Annotated in this window: 5 protein-coding genes; 3 read left to right on the top strand and 2 right to left on the bottom strand. The window is 73.5% G+C overall.

Annotated features, from left to right (window positions below; translation table 11 throughout):
- The first annotated feature begins 102 nt into the window (after positions 1-102).
- Together AADR41_RS40915 and AADR41_RS40910 are read left to right on the top strand one after the other, a co-directional pair.
- Positions 103-1,227 carry an alpha/beta hydrolase gene (locus tag AADR41_RS40915; RefSeq protein WP_342287438.1) on the top strand — a complete coding sequence of 375 codons (1,125 nt, stop codon included), beginning with the start codon at positions 103-105 and terminating at the stop codon, positions 1,225-1,227.
- Between the two features lie 184 nt (positions 1,228-1,411).
- On the top strand, positions 1,412-2,722 hold the full coding sequence (locus AADR41_RS40910) for a hypothetical protein (protein WP_342287436.1): 1,311 nt from the start codon (positions 1,412-1,414) through the stop codon (positions 2,720-2,722).
- Between the two features lie 60 nt (positions 2,723-2,782).
- On the opposite strand, the gene AADR41_RS40905 is transcribed toward AADR41_RS40910, so the two are convergent.
- Both AADR41_RS40905 and ypfJ read right to left on the bottom strand, forming a co-directional pair.
- Complete coding sequence (locus tag AADR41_RS40905; RefSeq protein WP_342287435.1) at positions 2,783-3,211, bottom strand: VOC family protein; 429 nt, start codon at positions 3,209-3,211, stop codon at positions 2,783-2,785.
- Between the two features lie 113 nt (positions 3,212-3,324).
- Positions 3,325-4,215 carry a KPN_02809 family neutral zinc metallopeptidase gene (gene ypfJ, locus AADR41_RS40900; RefSeq protein ID WP_342287434.1) on the bottom strand — a complete coding sequence of 297 codons (891 nt, stop codon included), beginning with the start codon at positions 4,213-4,215 and terminating at the stop codon, positions 3,325-3,327.
- A gap of 268 nt (positions 4,216-4,483) precedes the next feature.
- On the opposite strand from ypfJ, the gene AADR41_RS40895 reads away from it, so the two are divergent.
- The coding region (locus tag AADR41_RS40895) for an ABC-F family ATP-binding cassette domain-containing protein (RefSeq protein ID WP_342287433.1) at positions 4,484-5,676 on the top strand (1,193 nt) is incomplete at its 3' end.

The following is a 5,676-nucleotide window of genomic DNA, read 5'->3' as shown; positions in this document are numbered from 1 at the left end:
GCCCGTCCCCGGTCCGCCGGTCCGCCCCGGCCCGTCCGCCTCCGGTCCGCCGGACGGCCCCGCCCGCTGGCGGGGTTCCGCAGCCGCCACGACACTGAAGCGGTGCGCCCGGCAACAGTTACGGCAGCAGCCGTCACCACGATCCTCGGCGTCGGTGCGGCAGCGGTCGCGGCCGGCCGGTACGCCAGCGACGCCGCCCTCAGGGCGTCCGGACGGCCCCTCCCCGCCGACCGCAGACTCACCGTGCACGCCACGGCGGCCGGGCAGGTCACCCTGACCCGCTCCCTCACCGCCCTGCGGCCCGGCACGTACGGACTGACGGCCAAGGACGTCCACGCCGTGGTCGGCCCGGTGATCGAGCACGCCCACCACGCCCCCGACACCGTCGTCCGCCGGCTGGAACGCGTCGACCGCGGCAGCCTGGAGACCGGCGCCAAGGTCCGCGTCACCCCGCAGCTGCACAGCGGCGACCCGTCCTCGGCCCTGGGCCTGGGCCACCGGGACGTCGAGATCCCCGGCGAACTCGGCACCCTGCCCGCCTGGTTCCTGCCCGGCCCCCGCGACACCTGGGTCATCACCGTGCACGGCATCGGCACCACCCGGGAACACCCCATGAACATCATGAGGTTCCTGCACGCCCTGCGGCTGCCCGTGCTCGACCTGGCCTACCGCGGCGACGCCGGAGCCCCGAGGCCCCCCGACGGCCTCGCTCATCTCGGCGAATCCGAGTGGCGCGACCTGGACGCCGCGATCCGCTTCGCCGTGCGGTACGGAGCCGAGAAGGTCGTCCTGCACGGCTGGTCCACCGGCGCCTCCATGGCGCTGCTCGCGACCGTCAACTCCGCGCTGCGCGACCGGATCTGCGGTCTCGTCCTGGACTCCCCGGTGCTGGACTGGGCCACCACGCTGCGTGCCCTGGCCCTCGCCCGCGGCGTCCCGTCCGCCCTGCTGCCGCTCGCCGTCCGCGCCGCCGAGGGGCAGACCGGACTGCACGGCGCCCGGCTGCTGGACGGCTCCCTCGCCCCGGCGCTGCACGTGCCGACCCTGATCTTCCACGGGCCCGACGACCGGATCGCCCCCTGGCAGCCCTCCCGCGACCTCGCCGCCCGCCGCCCGGACCTGATCGCCCTGCACGCCGTGGAGCAGGCTCCGCATGCGGCGATGTGGAACGCCGACCCGGCGCACTACGAAGAGACCCTGCGCCGCTTCCTCACGCCCCTGATGTGACCCGATGCGAGGGATCGGGCGGTTGGTCCCGGGCCCCGTCCCACCGGTCCCCACCGGGAATTCGGGTTCCGTTTGGGCTTTCGGGCCGTCAGGAGCAAGACTGCTCCCCGTGACGTCCCGTAACCCGCGCGACTCCAGGCTGCGACTTGTCCGCCCGCGACCCCTTGCCACCGCTCGCAAGGCCGTGACCACCCGGCGCACCAGGCCGGCACCCCGCCCACCGGAGGGCACCCCACCCCGGTCGGAACTGGCCCGGCAGGCCAGGACGGCCCTCGCCGACGCCGTACGGATCGCCCGCTGGGCGGCCGACGGCGCGATCCCCGGCGCACCACCGCTCGCCGCCCAGGCGCTCCAACGGGCCGCGGCAGCCCTGGAATTGTCCCCGGCCCAGGTGCGCTACGGCTGGGACCGGGCCCGGCTCGCCGGCCTCGTCGAACTGCACGGCGAGACCGCACGCCCCGGCTGGCGGCTGCGCGCCTGGGACCGCGACGACTCCGCCGTGCTCCGCGGCTGGGTGGCGCTCTTCGACGCCTGGTCGCTGGTCCACCCGGCGCCCGCGGACATCGAGTCCACCGCGGTCGCCGAGGCGGTCGAGGCCGTGCCGCAGGTCCTCTCCCTGCTCCAGCTCTCGGCCGGCCCGGTCACCGTGCCCGCCCTGCTGGACCTGCTCGGCCAGCGCGTCGCGGAACTGCGCGAGGAGCGCTGCGAGGTGCCCTACGGCCCCCAGCCGCTGCCCGTACCGGCCGAGACCGCGCCCCCCGCGCACCCCGCCGCCCTGGTGGCGCTCCTGCTGGACTGGGCCCTGGAGGGCCTGGCCGCCGTCGGAGCACTCACCCTCGGCGCCGGCCACGCCACCCTCACCCCGCTCGGCAACTGGGCGGTCTGGGTCAAGCTGGAACAGATCTGCGTCGCGGCCCAGAGCCCGGCCGGGAACATCGAGCAGTCCGCCGCCGACATGCTGCTCGGCTGCGCCCGGCTCACCCCCGGCCCGGCCCGCGACGAATACCGCGCCTGGCTGGCCGCCCGTCCCGTCGGCAGCGCCGTCGCGGAGCTCCTCGCCGTCGCCCGCGGCGAGGACGCGCTCCTGCGGGGGCTCGCCTTCGAGGCGCTCCGGGTCGTCGGCGCCCCGGCCGAGCCCGAGGTGCGCTCCGTCGTCGCCGACCCCTCGCTGCGCCCCTACGCGCTGCTCTGGCTGGCCGAGTACGACGGAGCCGACCCCGAGGACGCCCAGGACGTGCTCAGCCGGGAGGAGGCCACCTGGCTCTGGGTCGACACGGCGGCCGCCGTCGCCGACCACGGCGAGACCGGGCTGCTGGTCCGCCACCTCGACTCGGCCGTCCAGGGCACGGTGCCGGCCCTGCTGGACGAGGTACGCGCCGTCGGCCACCCGCGCACCGTGCAGGTGCTGGTGGCGCTGGCCGCCGCGCACCCGGACCCGGCGCTGGCCAAGGCGGTGCGCCGGGCCGCGTTCCAGGTCCACACCGGCGGCGCCTGACACCCCCGCGCCGGACGGGCCCGCCCCGGGCCCGTCCGGCGGATCGGGGCCCGCTCGCGCTCAGGCCTCGTCGGCCCGGTCCGCCGCCCCCGGCGCGTACGTACCGAAGCTCCACACATTGCCCTCGGCGTCCCGCGCCATGTAGTCGCGCGAGCCGTAGTCCTGATCGGTGGGCGGCATCAGGATCTCCACCCCGTGCTCCACCGCCCGGGCATGGTGCTCGTCGACCTCGTCGACCACGACGTAGACACCGGCCGGGCCCGCGCCCCGCATCGCCTCGGCGAACACGCCCTCGCGGCCCTTGGAGCCCAGCATCACCCTGCCGTTGCCGCAGGACAGCTCGGCGTGGAGCACCTGCCCGCCCGCGCCCTCGTACACCGCTTCCTCGGTGAAGCCGAGGCCCTCCGTCAGCGTCCTGATCGCGGCCTTCGCGTCGTCGTACAGAATCGTCGGATAGATCGTCGGAACGCCGGCCGGTGCGCCTGCCATGACGCTCACCCCTTTCGCACTCCCGTGACTTTCGTACTCCCGTGACCCGGTTCTGTGATCCGCGTCTCAGTCTTCCATCCGCCACCGACAGCGGCCCGGCACGGCCGCGGACCTCAGCGGAAGGTGTTGCAGTCGGCCATGTCGCCGCTGCGGAAGCCGGTGGTGAACCACTGCTGGCGCTGCGCGGCCGAGCCGTGCGTCCAGGACTCCGGAGTCACCCGGCCCTGGAACTTCTCCTGGATCCGGTCGTCGCCGACCGCGGCCGCCGCGTCGAGCCCGTCCCGGATGTCCGCCTGCGTCAGCGAGGTGATCAGCGGCCGGCCGGTCGACTCGTCCGGCGTGGTCGTCGCGTGGTGCGCCCAGACCCCGGCGTAGCAGTCCGCCTGGAGCTCCACCCGGACCGCGTTGCTGTCCGAGCCGGTCCGGCCGTCCTGGGACCGGTTCAGCGTCCCCATCAGGTCCTGCACATGGTGTCCGTACTCATGGGCGACGACGTAGGCCTGGGCGAACGGGCCGCCACTGGAGCCGAACTTCGTCCGCAGCTCGTCGAAGAACCCCAGGTCCAGATAGACCTGCCGGTCGCCCGGGCAGTAGAACGGCCCGACCGCCGAGGTCGCGGAGCCACACGCGGTGCCGATCCGGTCGCTGAACAGGACCGTGCGCGACGGCGTGTACGTGCCCCGGCGCCGCTGGAACTCCTGCCGCCAGAAGTCCTGCACGCTGTTGACCACCGCCACCGTCCGGCAGTCGTCCCTGGTGTTCGCGTCCTTCCCGGTGCGGCAGGACTGCTGCACCTGCGCCGCCGTCGACGCGGTCGGCGCCGTGGCCGGGCCGCCGTCCGACAGGCCGAGCTGCTCCGGGCCGACGCCGAAGAGCAGCCCCAGGATCAGTGCGACGAGACCGGCGATGCCGCCGCCCACGGTGGCCCTGCCGCCCGGGATCCGGCTGCCGCGCACATCCTTGACCTCGGACGTGTCCAGGTCGGCGTCGTCGTCGAACTGCATGGGGCACCACCCTCCGCTGCGGCCGCGGTGGTCTCACCACCTCCGCCGAGTATCGGCCGGTTCGAAACGCAATGCCCCTTTTGGTCGCGCGGTGGAGTGGGGCGGCGACGCCGGGCGACCGTCCGGCAAGTGCCGTGGACGCATGCGGAAAAGCAGTTGCACACCGCCAGTAGAATGGCCCGCATGGCAATTCTCCTTGTGCATTAGCGGCGTCGAGACACCTCCGCCCTCGTCCCGTCCGCCGTCCAACCCGCCCTGGAGTTTTACCGTGATCACCGCTTCCGGCATCGAGCTGCGTGCCGGCGCCCGCATTCTCATCGAGTCCGCCTCCTTCCGTGTCGCCAAGGGCGACCGCATCGGCCTCGTCGGCCGCAACGGAGCGGGCAAGACCACCCTCACCAAGTGCCTCGCGGGCGAGGGCAGCCCCGTCGGCGGCACCATCACCCGCTCCGGCGAGGTGGGCTACCTCCCGCAGGACCCCCGCACCGGCGACCTCGACGTGCTGGCCCGCGACCGGATCCTCTCCGCCCGCGGCCTCGACGAGATCCTGCGCAAGATGCGGGAGAACGAGGAGCGGATGGCGACCGGCAAGGGCGCCACCCGCGAGAAGGCGATGAAGAAGTACGAGCGCCTGGAGACGGAGTTCCTCACCAAGGGCGGATACGCCGCCGAGGCCGAGGCCGCCACCATCGCCGCCGCGCTCAGCCTGCCCGACCGGGTGCTCGGACAGCCGCTCCATACGCTCTCCGGCGGTCAGCGCCGCCGCGTCGAGCTGGCCCGCATCCTCTTCTCGGACGCCGACATCCTGCTGCTCGACGAGCCGACCAACCACCTCGACGCCGACTCGATCGTCTGGCTGCGCGACTACCTCAAGACCTACCGCGGCGGCTTCATCGTGATCTCCCACGATGCCGAGCTCGTCGAGACGGTCGTCAACAAGGTCTTCTACCTCGACGCCAACCGCTCGCAGATCGACATCTACAACATGGGCTGGAAGCTCTACCAGCAGCAGCGCGAGGCCGACGAGAAGCGCCGCAAGCGCGAGCGGCAGAACGCCGAGAAGAAGGCCGCGGCCCTCAACTCGCAGGCCGACAAGATGCGCGCGAAGGCCACCAAGACCGTCGCCGCGCAGAACATGGCCAAGCGTGCCGAGCGGCTGCTCTCCGGCCTGGAGGCCGTCCGGGTCTCCGACAAGGTCGCCAAGCTCCGCTTCCCCGAGCCCGCACCGTGCGGCAAGACCCCGCTGATGGCGGAGGGCCTGTCCAAGTCGTACGGCTCGCTGGAAATCTTCACCGATGTGGACCTCGCCATCGACAAGGGCTCCCGGGTCGTCATCCTCGGCCTCAACGGCGCGGGCAAGACCACCCTCCTCCGGCTCCTCGGCGGCGAGAAGACCCGTCTCGCCCTGGCGACCCTGGTGGTCTCCTCCGCCAATGTGCTGCTGCTGGACGAGCCGACCAA

The sequence above is a fragment of the Streptomyces sp. CLV115 genome, from assembly GCF_038448545.1.
In the GTDB taxonomy this organism is placed as follows: domain Bacteria; phylum Actinomycetota; class Actinomycetes; order Streptomycetales; family Streptomycetaceae; genus Streptomyces; species Streptomyces sanglieri.
Note: the sequence above shows the minus strand (reverse complement) of the source record. Positions and strands in the feature narration are given on the sequence as shown.